Raw genomic sequence first — 15,113 nt, 5'->3', positions numbered from 1 at the left:
AATGAAAATAACTGTAATAGGAACAGGATATGTTGGACTTGTACAAGGTGTAATTTTAAGTGAATTTGGTCATAAAGTTATATGTTTAGATATAGATGAAAAGAAAATTGAAAATCTAAAAAATGGGATACTCCCGATATACGAACCAGGATTAAAAGAGATTTTAGATAGAAATGTTTTAGAAGGAAGATTAAAGTTTACAACGAATAAAGAATATGCACTAGGAGAGGCAGAGATAATATTTATAGCTGTTGGAACTCCTCCTGGAGATGATGGATCAGCAGATTTAACTTATGTATTACAGTGTGCAAAGGATATTGGTCAAAATATAAGTAAGTATGCAGTAATTGTTAATAAATCAACTGTACCAGTTGGAACAGGAGATTTTGTAGAAGAAACTATTAAGAATGAATTGATCAAAAGAAAAATAGAGATAAAATTTGATGTAGTTTCAAACCCTGAATTTTTAAGAGAAGGAAAGGCTGTAAATGATTGTTTAAGACCTGATAGAGTTGTTATAGGAACTGAGAGTAAAAAAGCACTAGAAATAATGAAGAAAATATATGATGTTTTATATATTAATAAAACTCCTTTTGTTTTTACAAATAGAAGAACATCAGAGATGATAAAATATGCATCAAATGCATTTTTAGCTGTTAAAATATCGTTTATAAACGAGATGGCTCTATTAGCTGAAAAAGTTGGAGCAAATACGCAGGAAATAGCTCAGGCAATGGGAATGGATGGAAGAATATCACCAAAATTTTTACACTGTGGACCAGGATATGGTGGATCTTGCTTTCCAAAAGATACAAGGGCAATTGTTGAAATAGGAAAAGAATACGGTGAGGATATGAGCGTTGTTTCAGCAGCAATATCTGCAAATGAAAAGCAAAAGAAAAAAATGATAGATAAGATAGTTAGAGAAATGAATGGTGTGGAAGAGAAAACTATTTGTATATTAGGATTATCCTTTAAACCAGATACAGATGATGTTAGAGATGCTCCAAGTTTAGATATAATAAAGGGATTAATAAAAAATGGTGCAAAAATAAAAGCTTATTGTCCTAAAGGCATAGAGGAAACAAAATGGAGATTAGAAAAATATAAAAATAAGATACAGTATTGTAAAGACGAAGATGAAGCTAGTGAAAAGGCAGATGCTGTAGTTTTAGTAACTGAATGGAATCAGTTTAGAGGAATTAACTTAGAAGAGTTGAAAGGGAGAATGAAAGGTGAATTTTATTTTGACCTTAGAAATGTTCATACTAAAAACTGTAAAGTGAGATCTTTATTTAAATACTATCCAGTAGGACAGATATAAAAATTAAGGAGATGATATGAGATTTAAAGATGATGCATACAAAGAGAGATACAAATTATTTTTCATAGGCTATTTTGCTTTAACTATAGGAATAACTTTTTTAAGATTTCCAGATATAAGAAATGAGTTAAAATATTTTGTAATAACAGAACAAATGGTAGAAACTAAAAACTTTATAATTCTTAAATATTTTACAGAGCTTTATCCAGATAAACCACCAATATATTTTTGGATATTAGGTTTGGTTAGATATATTAGTAAAGATAATTTCTATCCAATCTCTCTAATTATAGCAAATATTATACCAGCAGGAATAACTGCTTTTTTAAGTTTTAAACTATCTAAGCTATATTGGAATGAAAAAATGGCATATATATCTACCGCTATTTTTATAACATTACCATACATATTTGGAGTATCACTAGTACTTAGAATGGATACTTTAATGACAGCATTTATAATGGGAAGTATTTATCTTTTTTTCTCATCTTATTTAGATAAAAAAGAGATATCATTAAATAAGAGTATTTATTTTTATAGCTGTATAGCTTTGGGAGTTTTAGTAAAAGGAGGGGCTGCTTTTATTATTCCTATATTAACTGTATTATTTTATTTATATTTAGATAATAATTTAAGTTATCTAAAAAAAATGAGATTATTATTAGGAGTAGGAATAATAGTAACTATTTTAGGAATTTGGTTTCTAATGATGTTAAGTTTTCCAGAGGGTAAAACTTATATAGGATTAATATTAGGACAAGAAACTTTAGGAAGAGTTGTTAAAGCAAAAACACATACTAGACCTATATATTACTATTTAAAACTTCTACCATTAACAACTTTACCAATAGCTCCATTTTTTATAATAGGACTTTATAGAAATCTAAGAAATCTTAAAAATAGAAAAAAGTGGAAAAAAATTGATAAAATTGCATTTAGTTTATTTATTCCGAATTTAGTATTTTTTAGTTTGATAAGTGGTAAATTAGATATTTATCTACTTCCACTTTATTATGGGATAGTTATAATTTCATTAAGAGCTATTGAAAGAATTTGGAGTGGATCAAAAGAGAAATTCTATAGAACTTTATTATATATTAATTGTATAATATTAAGTGTTTGTGTGGGATTATTACCGTATTATAATAAAAATTTTACAATAAAAGAGAGTATAGAGATTTTGAAAGAAAATAGTGAAAAGGTTTATAGTTATAGATTTGAAGATGCTAAAAATATTTCTAATGAAATAAATAAAAATTCAATAGAAAATATAACTTTAGAGGATTTAAGTAAAATGAATGAAGGTGAATTACTTTTAGTTAAAAAGAAATATAAAAAAGATATTTCAGATAAAAATTTAGAAGAAATTTATTCAAATAAAGAGTATGTTATTTTAATAAAAAAATAATAGAGATAAAAATAAGGTCGTAGAAATACGACCTTAGATTTTTTTTACAAATTCAGATTTAAGTTTCATAGCTCCAATACCATCAATTCTACAATCGATGTTATGGTCTCCTTCTACTAATCTTATGTTTTTTACTTTTGTTCCAATTTTAACAACAGAAGAACTTCCTTTGATTTTTAAATCTTTAATAACAGTGATTGTATCACCATCAGCTAAAAGAGTTCCATTAGCATCCTTAACTATAAGAGAGTCATCTGAATCATCCTCAGTAGTTTCCATTGACCATTCGTACGCACATTCTGGGCAAACAAATAGGTTTCCATCTTCATAAGTGTATTCTGAATTACACTTAGGACAATTAGGTAATTTTGTCATAATATTTTTCTCCATTCTATAAATAATTACTTATATTATAAAACAAATTTGAAAAAAATTCAAGGAAACAAAATTTTATTAGTGTTATTTAATTTTTAATCCTTATATAAAGGGAATTTTTTACAAAGAATTTTAATATCTTCAATAATATTTTTAAGAATTTCATCACTATTACTATTTTGTAAGGCTGTAACAATTAAATTTCCAATTAAAATCATCTCATTCTCTTTCATACCTCTTGTTGTTAAAGCAGGAGTACCAAGTCTGATTCCACTTGTAACAAAAGGACTTTTAGTATCATAAGGAATTCCATTTTTATTAACTGTTATATTTACTTTTTCTAATATTTTTTCAGCATCTTTTCCAGTTATATCTAAATTTGTAAGATCAACAAGAATAAGATGGTTATCAGTACCTCCACTAACAACTCTAACTCCCTTTTGAGTTAATGTATCCGCTAAAACTTTAGCATTTTTTATAACTTGTTCTTGATATTTTTTAAATTCTGGTGAAAGTGCTTCTTTAAAGGCTACAGCTTTACCTGCTATAATATGCATTAAAGGACCACCTTGAATACCAGGAAATATAATCTTATCGATTTTTTTAGCAATCTCCTCATCATTTGTTAAAATAAGCCCGCCTCTTGGGCCTCTAAGAGTCTTATGTGTTGTGCTAGTAGTAATATGAGCATATGGAATTGGAGATGGATGTAATCCAGTTGCAACAAGTCCAGCAATATGAGCCATATCGACAACTAAGTAAGCACCAACTTCATCAGCTATTTCTCTAAATTTTTTAAAGTCAATAGTTCTAGGATAAGCGCTTGCTCCAGCGATAATAAGTTTAGGTTGATTTTCTAAAGCTAATTTTCTAATTTCATCATAGTCAATTCTTTCATCGTCTTTTTTTACACTGTATGATATAACTTTATAATCATTTCCAGAAAAATTAACATTTTTACCATGAGTTAAATGTCCACCGTGATCTAGTCTCATTCCTAAAATGCAATCACCTAAATCTATCAAACTTCTATAAGCTGCCATATTAGCTTGAGAACCAGAATGCGCTTGAACATTAGCAAATTTTGCGCCAAAAAGTTCTTTTGCTCTTTCAATAGCTAAAGTTTCAACTATATCTACAAATTCACACCCTCCATAATAACGTTTATTGGGATACCCTTCGGCATATTTATTTGTCATAGCTGAACCAACAGCTTCCATTACACTTTTTGAAACAAAATTTTCCGAGGCAATAAGTTCTAAACCATTTTCTTGTCTATCTAACTCTTTTTCAATAGCGTTATAAACATCAATATCTGTATCTTTTAAAAATTTTAACATTAAACTACCTCCTGCAAATTATATGATATTTAAATTATATACTATTAATGTGTAGAATTCCATATATAAAATCAATAAAATAAAAAAACTTTGATTTTATATTCAAATATGTTAGAATTATTTTGTGAAATATTTATTTAAAGCTTATATATATTTGGGATATGGCCAAAAGTTTCTACACCAAACCTTAAATTTGGTACTATAAGTAAAAGTAAATTGGGAGTTAATCAACCCAGGAAGCTTTTGCTTGCTGGGATTTTTTTATTTGGGAGGATTATTTAATGAAAAATTATTTAAAAGGTGTATTATTATTAGGAAGTTTGTTTATAGTGGGGTGTAGTTCTTTAGTTGAAAAAAAAGAACAAGCTAATATAATAATAAAAAATGGAACTCTTTTAACAATGAATGAAAAAAGAGAGATTATAGAAAATGGAGTTATAGTTATAAAAAATAATAAAATAATTTCTGTGGGAAATGAAGATTTATTAAAAAAATATAGTGCTACTAAGGTTATAGATGCAGACGATGGAATTATAATGCCTGGAATGATAAATACTCATACTCATGTATCAATGACAGTATTTAGATCTTTAGCAGACGATGTTCCTGATAGACTAAATAGATATATTTTTCCTTTAGAAAATCAAATGGTAAGCCCAGAGATGTCATATATAGGAGCAAAGCATGGGGCTATGGAGATGGCTTTAGGTGGAGTAACTACGATGGTAGATATGTATCTGTTTGAAGAGAGTGCTGCTCAAGCTGTTAAAGAGGTTGGATTAAGAGGAGTTATGACACAAAATATAATTAAATATCCAACAGCAGATGGAAAAGAAAAAGGAGAAACATTAAATAGAGCTGTTGCTTTTGTAGAAAAATATAAAAATGATGAATTAATAACTCCAGGATTCGGACCTCATGGACCTCATACAGTAACAAAAGAGGAGTTATTAAAAATCAAAGAACTTTCAAAAAAATATAACGTGCCTGTTTCAATGCACGTAGCAGAAACTGATGGAGAGTTTGATAGAATCAAAAAAGAATATAAAATGACACCTGTTGAGTATTTAGATTCAGTTGGTTTATTAAATGAAAGATTTATTGCAGCTCATAATATCTTTATAACAGATAGTGATATAGAATTAATGAAAAAAAGAGATGTTGGGATAGCTCATAATATGGTTGCTAATATTAAGTCAGCAAAAGGAATCTCACCAGCTTTAAAAATGCATGATAAAGGGATGAGAGTAGGTTTAGGAACAGATGGTCCTATGAGTGGAAACACTTTAGATATAATTGGTCAAATGGGGTATGTTGCCAAGTTACACAAACTAGATACAAAAGATAGATCAGCACTACCACCAAAAAAAGCTGTTGAAATGGCAACGATAGGTGGAGCAAGAGCTATACATAGAGAAAATGAATTAGGAAGTTTAGAAGTTGGTAAATTAGCTGATATAGTAATAGTAGAAACAAAGTCAGTAAACATGAACCCAATATATGATCCATATTCAGCTTTAGTTTATTCAGCTAATGCTAGCAATGTAGATACTGTTATAGTAAATGGAAAGCTAATAGTAGAAGATAAGCAAATTAAAACTGTAGACTCTAAAAAAGTAATAAAAGATATAACTGATTTTAAGGAAAAAGTTCAAAAAGTTGCAGAAACTCTATAAAATTAGTCAAAATTATGATATAATATATCCTGTTTTTAAAAAGTTATTAAACTATTTAAATATACAGGGAGGAAACTAATCAGAGTATGCTAGAAAAATTTGTAATTATAATTACGTTATTGTATTCTACAGTCACTTTTGGATATGAGGATACAAAAATTAGAGAGATTATAATAAGTGAAGTGTTGTCTCATGAGGGGGATAAACTTGTAAAAACACAAAAGGAACTTTCTAAATATGGAATAAGAAATTTTTTATTAATTGAGTACAATAAAAAATTTAATAAAAATTATGAAATAAAATCTCTTACAGAGGATCAAGCTAGAGAAATAGCTGAGCATCTTTTAACAGAGTATCGATTGAATGAGATTAAGCACTCATATTCACAGATGATGATATTTGATATATTTTTTAATGGTGGATATAATGCAGGAGCTGTTATAACTCAAAGAGCTTTGAAAAGATATAAACCTTCGGAAAATGTGGTTGTAGATGGAGTTTTAGGAAGTAAAACAATAGCTGTTATAAATTCAGTTCAAGATCATGAAAAGTTTATAGATCTTATAACAGAAGAAAGAATAAATTATTATAAAAGTTTAACTAGTTGGGAGCTATATGGAAAGGGCTGGGAGAAAAGAATCCTTTCTTATAGAACCAAGTTAAAAGAGATGGCTATGGTTGACATTAATAATAGAATATAGTATATTGTTTTCAAGAGAATAAAAAAAGTTTACTAGGGGAGCCATTAGGCTGAGAAGTTTTGAACTGACCCTTTGAACCTGATCTAGTTAATTCTAGCGTAGGGAAGTAGCAAGATATAATATTTATAGATGTATTAACTATAAATTATGACTTAGCTATCCCTATTTAGGGATAGCTTTTTTTATACAAAATTCTAGGAGGTAAAAAATGAAAAAAATTTTGACTATAGCAGGATCTGATTCATGTGGTGGAGCTGGAATACAAGCTGATTTAAAAGCTATGAGTGCTCAAGGTGTATATGGTATGAGTGTTATAACTGCAATTACGGCACAAAATAGTATGGGTGTTTTTGCAGTCCAAGAAATAGATATAGATATAATAAAAAAACAAATAGAAGTTTTGTATGAAGATATAGAGATAAGTTCAGTAAAAGTAGGGATGTTATCAAGTAGTGAAATTATAAAAGTTGTTTATGAAACTTTAAAAAATGTCAATGGAAAAAATATAGTTATTGATCCAGTTATGGTTTCTAAAAGTGGTTATTATCTTTTAAAAGAGGAGGCAATTGAAGCTTTAAAGGAATTTTTAAAAATTGGAACTCTTGTAACACCAAATATTCCAGAAGCTGAAATTTTAGCAGATATGAAAATAGAATCTGAAGAAGATATGATTTTAGCAGCTAAAAAAATAAAAAATATGGGTGCTAAAAATATTTTAATAAAAGGTGGGCATAGAGAGGACAATTGTACGGATATACTTTTAACAGAAGAAAATGAGATTATTAAGTTTTTAGGTGAGAGATTTAAAACAAAAAATACACATGGAACAGGATGTACATTATCTTCAACGATAGCCTCTTATATAGGAAAAGGTTATTCCATAGAAGAGTCAGTAAAAATTGGAAAAAGTTATATAACAGATGCAATAAAAAATTCTTTTTCTATAGGAGAGGGAGTAGGGCCAGTAGGTCATTTTGTAGATCTTTATAAAAAGGCTGGTGTTGATTTTGAATAAGGATATAAAAAAAGAAGAGGTAGTTGATGAAATTATACTAGCTTTAAAAAATATTAAAGAGAAAACACCTTTAGTTTATCATTTAACGAATACAGTGACTATAAATGATTGTGCCAATATAACATTAGCTATTGGGGGATCACCATTAATGTCATTTTGTATGGAAGAAATTGAGGAGATAATTGGGTTTTCATCAAGTGTAGTTTTAAATATAGGAACTATGGATAAAAGTATGGAGACAATGGCAGTAGAAGTTGGAAAAATTGCCAATAAATTGAAAAAACCAATTATTTTAGACCCTGTTGGAGTAGGTGCTACGAAGGCTAGAAAAAATCTTGTAAATTTATTATTAAAAGAAGTGAGATTTACGGTGATAAAGGGGAATACTGCTGAAATAAAGTCACTTTTAAACCTAGATTCTTTAAGCAGAGGAGTAGATTCCTTAGAGAAAGATGATAGTGGGGAAAAGTTAGTAAAGCTTGCGGCTGAAAAATTTAATTCAATTGTAGCAATAACAGGAGAGATTGATTATGTTGGAAATCAAGAGTTAGTTTTTAAAATAATGAATGGTCATAAAATAATGGGACTAGTTACAGGAACAGGGTGTATGATTTCATCTTTAATAGGAGCGTATTTAGGTGGAGGAAATAATCCTTTAATAAGTGCATTGAGTGGAGTGGTATCAATGGGAATAGCCGGAGAACTAGCAGAAAAAAAATTTATAGGAACTGGAAGTTTAAAAGTTGATATAATTGATAACATATCTAACTTAGCAGAAAAAATAATAAGAAAAAATGAAAAAATATCCTCTACTATTTAGTAGAGGATTTATACTTTTTATATATATAAAATGGTAAACCAGTTAAATATATAAGGAGCGTTTGAATAATATAGTTTTCACCAGCAGCATACACCATCCAAAAACAATAAAATAAACCAAAAAATCCATATAGAATATACTTTTTCTCATTTTTAAATGATGAAATTTTTAATAAAAATAAGATAGAGAGGATATATGGTAGAAGCATTAATGCGGCGGCAGAATTTGTAATTATAAGATATACATTGCTTGAAAAAAGAGATATCATAAAAGTAAACTGTTTAATAAAAGCATTAAAAATTAAAGCGTTACTAGCAGCTCCATTAATATTTAATTTTTTTAAAAAACTTGGAAATAAATTATCCATAGATATATTATATGGAATTTCAGCGGCTATAATAGTCCATGTAATCCAAGCACCAAATATAGAAATTAAAACAGAAATATTAATAAAAATTGCACCCCACTTTCCAACGATAGCTTCTAGAATATAAGCTAAAGCAGGATCTTTTAAGTTTTGAAGTTTCTCAGCAGGAAGAATTCCATAACTTAGTACAACTATAAAAATATATAAGAAAAGTGCTATGAAATAACCGATAAAAGTAGCTTGACTAACATCATTTTTATTTTTTGCTCTTCCTGAGATGACAACTGCACCCTCTACTCCAATCAAAGCCCATAATGTCTGGAGCATACAACCTTTAACTTGTGTAAAAATATTATTTTTATAGGTTAAAGTTCCCCAAAAATCAAAAGAAAATATCTTATATTTAAAAAAAATAAACATAAAACAAATAGACATAATAATTGCTGAAACTTTTCCAAAAGTAGCTAAAAAATTAAAAAAATTATAAGTTTTAATTCCCTTCATAATAATATAGGAAACTAACCAAAGAAGAAATGTACCTAAAATAAATCCTTGGGGTGTTTTCACTCCCACGATAGATGGAAAAAAATAACTTAATGTTTGAACAATAAGAACAGGGTAACTAGCGTTACTAACAACGCAAGCCAACCAATATCCCCAGGCAGAAAAAAATCCAGCTAGAGGTCCAAAGCCAATACGAGCATATTCATATATACCATTATTTAAATCCGATTTTTTTAAAAGAAGTCTTTGGTAAATTTTTATTATGAAAAATACACCTAATGCAGATATGCTCCAGCCAATTAAAGCTGCACTAATAGAAGAGGTCTTTGCAATCTCTTTTGAGATATTAAAAATTCCACCGCCGATAACAGAGCCAATCACTACACCAATGAGTCCAAATAAACCAAATTCTTTTTTCTCAGCCATAAATATCACCTATTCTTTAATTTTTAGTGTAAATATTGAGTATTTATTAAAAAAATATAATGAGCAAAAATAAAGTAAAATAAAAGAAGATAAAAATCTACAGACAAAAAGAGCAATCATTATAGCAATTTGATATTTTATAGCAACAATAGGAAGAGAACCTCCTAAAATTTGACCAGTCATCATGCCAGGAAGAGAAACTAATCCAACGTTTGCCATGGTAGCGACAGAAGGCTTAAAAGCTAAAGTTATGGCGTTTGCTATAAATGGTTTGAGTGCTTCAAATTTAGTAGCTCCAAATGATAAAGATAGAAGATAGCTTTCTTCATTAAGTTTTAAATTATTTAAAAAATCATTTATAGTTACAATCATTCCATTTAGAGTATTTCCTAAAATCATACCAGAGATTGGTATTAAATATAGGGCATCAAGAGGATCTTTTAAATGTAGCAAAAGCTCTGAAAATATAAACATATTAAGGATTAAAGGAATGACAGTAGATACCGCAACAATTACATAAAATTTACTATCTCTTATTTTAACGTCTCTCACAATTGTAAAAGTACATGCGAAAGTCATAAGAGTTAAATAAGCTAAATTAATCCATGAATTATTTAGTGTTAAAATATAATGTAGATAAACACCAACTAACATAAGTTGGATAAACATTCTAAGAATAGATTTTATAACATTAGAAATCATATTTATTTCAAGATAATTCATAATATAAAAGATAGGAATTAAAAAAATAGCAAAATAAAGTAGATTAGGTAAAAATATATCTTGCGCCATTAAAGAATCACCGTCCTAAAATTATTTAAAGATTCTATTTTATCATGAGAAACTAAAATAACTGTTTTATTTGTATTTAAAATATAATTTATAACTTTTTCTTTCATATCTTGATCTAAAGAAGAGGTTATTTCATCTAGAACCCAAATTTTTCGATCTAATAAAATTATTATAACGAAAGCTAATCTTTGTTTTTCACCACCTGAAAGTTGATTTATATCTTTAGATAAAATACTAGAATCTAAATTGAATTCTTTTAAAGTTTTTATAAAAAGATTCATATCTAGTTTGGTTTTTAAATTCTCTTTATAATTAAAAATAGTGTGTATTAATTTTTCAACATTGATATTCAAAAAAGGAGTGGATTGAGGCATATATCCAATTTTATTTCGAATAATATTAATATTTTGTTCATTTAATTCTAAATTATCTACTAAAATACTTCCAGAATTAGGAGTATTAAAACCAAGTAAAAGTTTAAGTAGTGTAGTTTTTCCTTTTCCAGAAACTCCAGAGATTAATATTTTTTCTCCAGTGTTTACAACTAAATTAAAATTATGTAAAACTATTTTATTATTAAATTTTATACTTATATTTTTAAAGTTAATCATATTCCCTCCATAAAACTTTATAGGGATTTTAGCATATAAAGCAAGGAAAGACTATAAAAAAATTGTATATATTATCAGGGAGAGTTTAAAAATAAGGAGGTTGTTTGTATGACGGGACGAGTATCAAATTAGAAGAGGTTAATAATTTTGAACAAAAATTACTAAAACATGGAAAAATTTTGACTTTAAAACCTAAAGAAGATAGTATAAATAGCTTTTTTCTTGAAAGAGGGCATAATGTTGAACACTTAAAACTAGATTCTCATAGTAATGGTGAAATTTATGAAGCTACGGCAAAAGAAAGCATTATAAAAACTATGAGAGGTTTAAAAGATAAAGAACGCTTTATAGGTATTTGGGCTTTGGATACTCTTTTGCATTTAGATCGATTAGATTTATATTATGTTTTAAATAAATTTTATCAGGTTTTAGTTGAAAAAGGATTACTTTATCTTTCTTTTAGATTTGGGGAAAAAGATTATTTTAAAGAGGGAAGATGGAATACTTGTTTTACAGAAAAAGAGTTAATGGATTTAGTTGGATTTACTGATTTTGATATTTTAGAAATAAGCAATCAAGAGGATTATATTAATGTAATATTAAAAAAGTGAGGATTTTAGTCTCACTTTTTTTATCGATTATATTTTTTTGTTAAAATAGATATTTTTTGAGAAAGTTTGTTATCTAAAAAAGAGGTATCAACTCTCCAAATCCAGTTATTTCCTAAGGTAGCAGGTGTATTCATTCTACTAGAATCATCTAAACCTAAAAAATCTTGCATAGGAGCTATAACAAGTTGTGAATTAGAGCTCCAAAGAGCCTCAATAAACTTCCAATTAATAGAACTATCTTGGATATTTTGATTTTTTAAAAAATTATTAAGATAATCATCGCAAAATACCTTATCTTTTTTGTTCACAGTTTCATACCATCCAACAACAGTTTGGTTGTCATGAGTACCAGTATAAGCAATACTTTTTTTAGGATATTTATGTGGTAGATAATCACTTTCTTCCCTTGAATCAAAAGCAAATTCTAATATCTTCATTCCAGGAAAACCTGAATCTTTTAAAAGTTTATGAACTTTAGGAGTTAAAAATCCTAAATCTTCTGCGATAATATCTAAATTACCTAAAGAATTTTTAATAGCATTAAACAATTTCATTCCAGGACCTTTTTCCCACTTTCCAAATCTAGCAGTTTTTGCTTTAGCAGGAATTGACCAAAAAGATTCAAAGCCTCGGAAGTGATCGATTCTAACTGTATCGTAAAGTTTAAAACAACTTTTGATTCTTTTAATCCACCATTTAAAATTATTTTCTTCAATATATTTCCAATTGTATAATACATTTCCCCAAAATTGACCATCAGCACTAAAAGCATCTGGAGGACATCCAGCAACTTTTGTAGGCTGTAACTTTTTATCAAAGCAAAACATATTAGGATTTTCCCAAGTATCAGCACTATCAGTAGCTATAAAAATAGGAATATCTCCAATAATTTTTATTCCTTTATTGTTAGCATATGATTTTAATTCATTCCATTGTTTATAAAATAGATATTGTAAAAAAATATGGAAGTTAATTTCATCTTCAAGCTCAAGTTTAGCTTTTTTTAAAGTTTTCTTATCTCTAAATTTATAATCTCTAGGCCATTCTAACCAAGATTTATCGTTGAATTTATCTTTAATAGCCATGTAAAGGGCATAGTTCTCAAGCCACCAAATATTTTTATTTTTAAAATTATTTAAAGTGTATAATAAATTTTTATTTTTAAAGTTTAAGAAGGCTCTTTTTAAAACTTTATATCGATATATATATAATTTATCATACTGTATATTTGATATGGTGTTTAATTCAGATAAGGATTTAAGATCATCTTTAGTTAAGATATCTAATTTGATTAAAGAATTTAAATCTATAAAATATGGATTACCTGCAAAAGCAGAGAAAGATTGATAAGGAGAATCACCGTAGCCAGTTATTCCCATTGGAAGAATTTGCCAATATTTTTGATGACTTTTTTCTAAAAAATCAACAAACTCATAGGCACATTTTCCAAAATCACCAATTCCATAGTCGCCAGGTAGTGATGTTATATGTAAAAGAATACCACTTGATCTATCTTTCATGAAAATACCTCACTTTTAATTTATTGTAAATGAGGCACCAACGGGAGGAAGGTGCCTCAAAAGGGAATTATTATATAAAATATATTATATTAGAACCAAACTTCTGCTTGAACTCCAACATTTACTCCATTTTTTCCACTGTAAGAGTTTAAATCAGATTGGAAAGCTTTTTGATAGTCATTATCCCATCCAGCCCAAGTAACAAATGCTCTAATTTCAGGTCTAGCCCAGAAGTCATTTGAATTTAACTTAAATGTTGGTGCAAATGTAAGCTTGTAAAGATTTCCATCTACATCATTACCGTTATCTTTTTCTTCTGTCACATAGTAGTAACCAGCTTCAAATTGAAGTTCAAAGTTTTCATTGATTTTATAAACTGGTCTAGCAACAACGCTAACCCAAGTTGATTTAAGACCATCAACATCAACAGAATAAGAGTCTCCTTGAGGATCTAAAAGAGTTGCATTGTAATTAAATTTACTATTTTTATTATGTTGAGCAACAACTGTTGTAAATAAATCCCACTTTTCATTGATAGGTAAAACTCCAAAAGTACCAAGTCTAGCAGATAGAGCATCATCTAAATTTTTCTCTGCTCCCCTACCAGCAGTTCCTAAACCATCTCCTGCATTAAGTCCATAACCAACTTGTGCAAAAATTTTCGAGAAACCTTTACCACTCCAGTAATATCCAGGTGTATTATAGAATACTCCCAGTTGTAATCCGTAATCAGCGGCACTATATGTATTATAATCTCCGTTTTCGTTATTTATAGTTCTATTTTCATTATCTTTAGAAAAAGCAGCTCCTAAGTCAAACTCCCAAGATCCAATATCATATCTAGCAAGTAAGTTTACAACATTTAAACCATCTTCTTTAGAAGAATTAGTAACAGGACCAACAGAATCATAACTATCATAATCTCTAGCTATAACTCCTAAATCTAACATTCCATTTCCAATTTTTATATTATCTATTCCAGCTCCAGTTCCTGAGTAATCAGTAAAATAAAAGTCTGTTATATGAATATCTCTTCTATTATAAAATCTTTTACCAGCCCAGATTACAGATTCCTTGAAAGCTCCTGAAAATACTGGAAGATTTCCCATTTCAGCATAAGCTTGTCTAAGAGCTACATTTTCATTCCAATCGTTATAATCATCAGTTCCCTTAGCAAACATGATATGCCATTTAGACCAAGAACCATTGTCTAGGTAGAAATTTTTAACTAATTCAGCTTCAATATAAGTATCGCTTTCGTTACCAAGTCTTCCAACTCCGTTTTTATTAAATACTTTCCCTTTTTTTAAATCATTATTTGCATTTAAAAGAAGTCCAGATCTACCATATCCATGAAATTCAAAACTTGGATGCTCTTGATTATACTCTAACTTAGCAATTCTATCCTCTAATGCTGACACATCATAAGACGTTGTTACAACTTCAGGAGTTTGAACTACCTCTTTGGCTAAAGTTTTTTCTCCAACTGTTCCAGCAAGGATGATACAAGATAAAAGTGTAAGAATTTTGTTAATTTTCATAAATTTGACTCCCCCTGTATTTTATTTTTTTATTTGTTGTAAAAGAGATACAACAATTTATACCAATATATTTATAACATTT

At 28.3% G+C, this 15,113-nt stretch carries 14 protein-coding genes and 2 riboswitches; of the genes, 7 read left to right on the top strand and 7 right to left on the bottom strand.

All coding sequences use genetic code 11. The annotated features are described in order from the left end of the window. Position 1 precedes the first annotated feature (1 nt). Together MKD34_RS11245 and MKD34_RS11240 are read left to right on the top strand one after the other, a co-directional pair. Entirely contained in the window at positions 2–1,324 is a 1,323-nt protein-coding gene (locus tag MKD34_RS11245) for a UDP-glucose dehydrogenase family protein (RefSeq protein ID WP_240220441.1), read from the top strand. A 16-nt stretch (positions 1,325–1,340) separates the two neighbouring features. Beyond that, positions 1,341–2,732 carry an ArnT family glycosyltransferase gene (locus MKD34_RS11240; protein ID WP_240220439.1) on the top strand — a complete coding sequence of 464 codons (1,392 nt, stop codon included), beginning with the start codon at positions 1,341–1,343 and terminating at the stop codon, positions 2,730–2,732. Positions 2,733–2,765: 33 nt separating this feature from the next. On the opposite strand, the gene MKD34_RS11235 is transcribed toward MKD34_RS11240, so the two are convergent. Together MKD34_RS11235 and glyA are read right to left on the bottom strand one after the other, a co-directional pair. Beyond that, positions 2,766–3,107, bottom strand: coding sequence for a zinc ribbon domain-containing protein YjdM (locus MKD34_RS11235; protein ID WP_240220438.1), 342 nt, complete (start codon positions 3,105–3,107; stop codon positions 2,766–2,768). A gap of 95 nt (positions 3,108–3,202) precedes the next feature. Then, positions 3,203–4,447 (bottom strand): serine hydroxymethyltransferase, encoded by a 1,245-nt coding sequence (gene glyA / locus MKD34_RS11230; RefSeq protein ID WP_240220436.1) that lies wholly within the window; start codon positions 4,445–4,447, stop codon positions 3,203–3,205. Positions 4,448–4,571: 124 nt separating this feature from the next. After that, a riboswitch (purine riboswitch) is annotated at positions 4,572–4,669 on the top strand. A 59-nt stretch (positions 4,670–4,728) separates the two neighbouring features. Here glyA and MKD34_RS11225 point away from each other — a divergent pair. The 4 genes from MKD34_RS11225 (at position 4,729) to thiM (ending at position 8,659) form a co-directional block, all read left to right on the top strand. Beyond that, complete coding sequence (locus MKD34_RS11225; RefSeq protein WP_240220434.1) at positions 4,729–6,123, top strand: amidohydrolase; 1,395 nt, start codon at positions 4,729–4,731, stop codon at positions 6,121–6,123. 86 nt (positions 6,124–6,209) lie between these two features. Then, complete coding sequence (locus MKD34_RS11220) at positions 6,210–6,824, top strand: putative peptidoglycan-binding domain-containing protein (RefSeq protein ID WP_240220432.1); 615 nt, start codon at positions 6,210–6,212, stop codon at positions 6,822–6,824. A 24-nt stretch (positions 6,825–6,848) separates the two neighbouring features. Continuing rightward, a riboswitch (TPP riboswitch) is annotated at positions 6,849–6,946 on the top strand. An 86-nt stretch (positions 6,947–7,032) separates the two neighbouring features. Further along, positions 7,033–7,839: a bifunctional hydroxymethylpyrimidine kinase/phosphomethylpyrimidine kinase gene (thiD, locus tag MKD34_RS11215; RefSeq protein ID WP_240220430.1), complete on the top strand. Its 807-nt coding sequence runs from the start codon at positions 7,033–7,035 to the stop codon at positions 7,837–7,839. Next, positions 7,832–8,659, top strand: a complete 828-nt coding sequence (thiM, locus tag MKD34_RS11210; protein ID WP_240220428.1) for a hydroxyethylthiazole kinase — start codon at positions 7,832–7,834, stop codon at positions 8,657–8,659. The genes thiD and thiM overlap by 8 nt, the downstream gene beginning before the upstream one ends. Here the strand turns inward: thiM and MKD34_RS11205 are convergent. Genes MKD34_RS11205 through MKD34_RS11195 form a run of 3 tightly spaced genes read right to left on the bottom strand, consistent with a single transcriptional unit; the run spans position 8,652 to position 11,359 of the window. Beyond that, positions 8,652–9,956: an amino acid permease gene (locus MKD34_RS11205; protein ID WP_240220426.1), complete on the bottom strand. Its 1,305-nt coding sequence runs from the start codon at positions 9,954–9,956 to the stop codon at positions 8,652–8,654. The genes thiM and MKD34_RS11205 overlap by 8 nt on opposite strands. A gap of 9 nt (positions 9,957–9,965) precedes the next feature. Further along, positions 9,966–10,748: an ABC transporter permease gene (locus MKD34_RS11200; RefSeq protein ID WP_240220424.1), complete on the bottom strand. Its 783-nt coding sequence runs from the start codon at positions 10,746–10,748 to the stop codon at positions 9,966–9,968. Beyond that, a complete protein-coding gene (locus MKD34_RS11195; protein WP_240220422.1) occupies positions 10,748–11,359 on the bottom strand; it encodes an ABC transporter ATP-binding protein in 612 nt (203 codons plus the stop codon). The genes MKD34_RS11200 and MKD34_RS11195 overlap by 1 nt, the downstream gene beginning before the upstream one ends. A gap of 104 nt (positions 11,360–11,463) precedes the next feature. Here MKD34_RS11195 and MKD34_RS11190 point away from each other — a divergent pair, with 104 nt between their 5' ends. Then, on the top strand, positions 11,464–11,970 hold the full coding sequence (locus tag MKD34_RS11190; protein ID WP_240220420.1) for a hypothetical protein: 507 nt from the start codon (positions 11,464–11,466) through the stop codon (positions 11,968–11,970). A 20-nt stretch (positions 11,971–11,990) separates the two neighbouring features. On the opposite strand, the gene malQ is transcribed toward MKD34_RS11190, so the two are convergent. Further along, the gene (gene malQ, locus MKD34_RS11185; protein ID WP_240220418.1) at positions 11,991–13,490 is read right to left on the bottom strand and encodes a 4-alpha-glucanotransferase; all 1,500 of its coding nucleotides are present in this window, start codon (positions 13,488–13,490) and stop codon (positions 11,991–11,993) included. A gap of 89 nt (positions 13,491–13,579) precedes the next feature. After that, on the bottom strand, positions 13,580–15,031 hold the full coding sequence (locus tag MKD34_RS11180; protein WP_240220416.1) for a carbohydrate porin: 1,452 nt from the start codon (positions 15,029–15,031) through the stop codon (positions 13,580–13,582). Positions 15,032–15,113: the final 82 nt, after the last annotated feature.

Origin of the sequence: Cetobacterium somerae, assembly GCF_022430525.1 — a bacterium.
Taxonomy (GTDB): domain Bacteria; phylum Fusobacteriota; class Fusobacteriia; order Fusobacteriales; family Fusobacteriaceae; genus Cetobacterium_A.
This window is presented reverse-complemented; position numbering and strand designations above follow the sequence as displayed.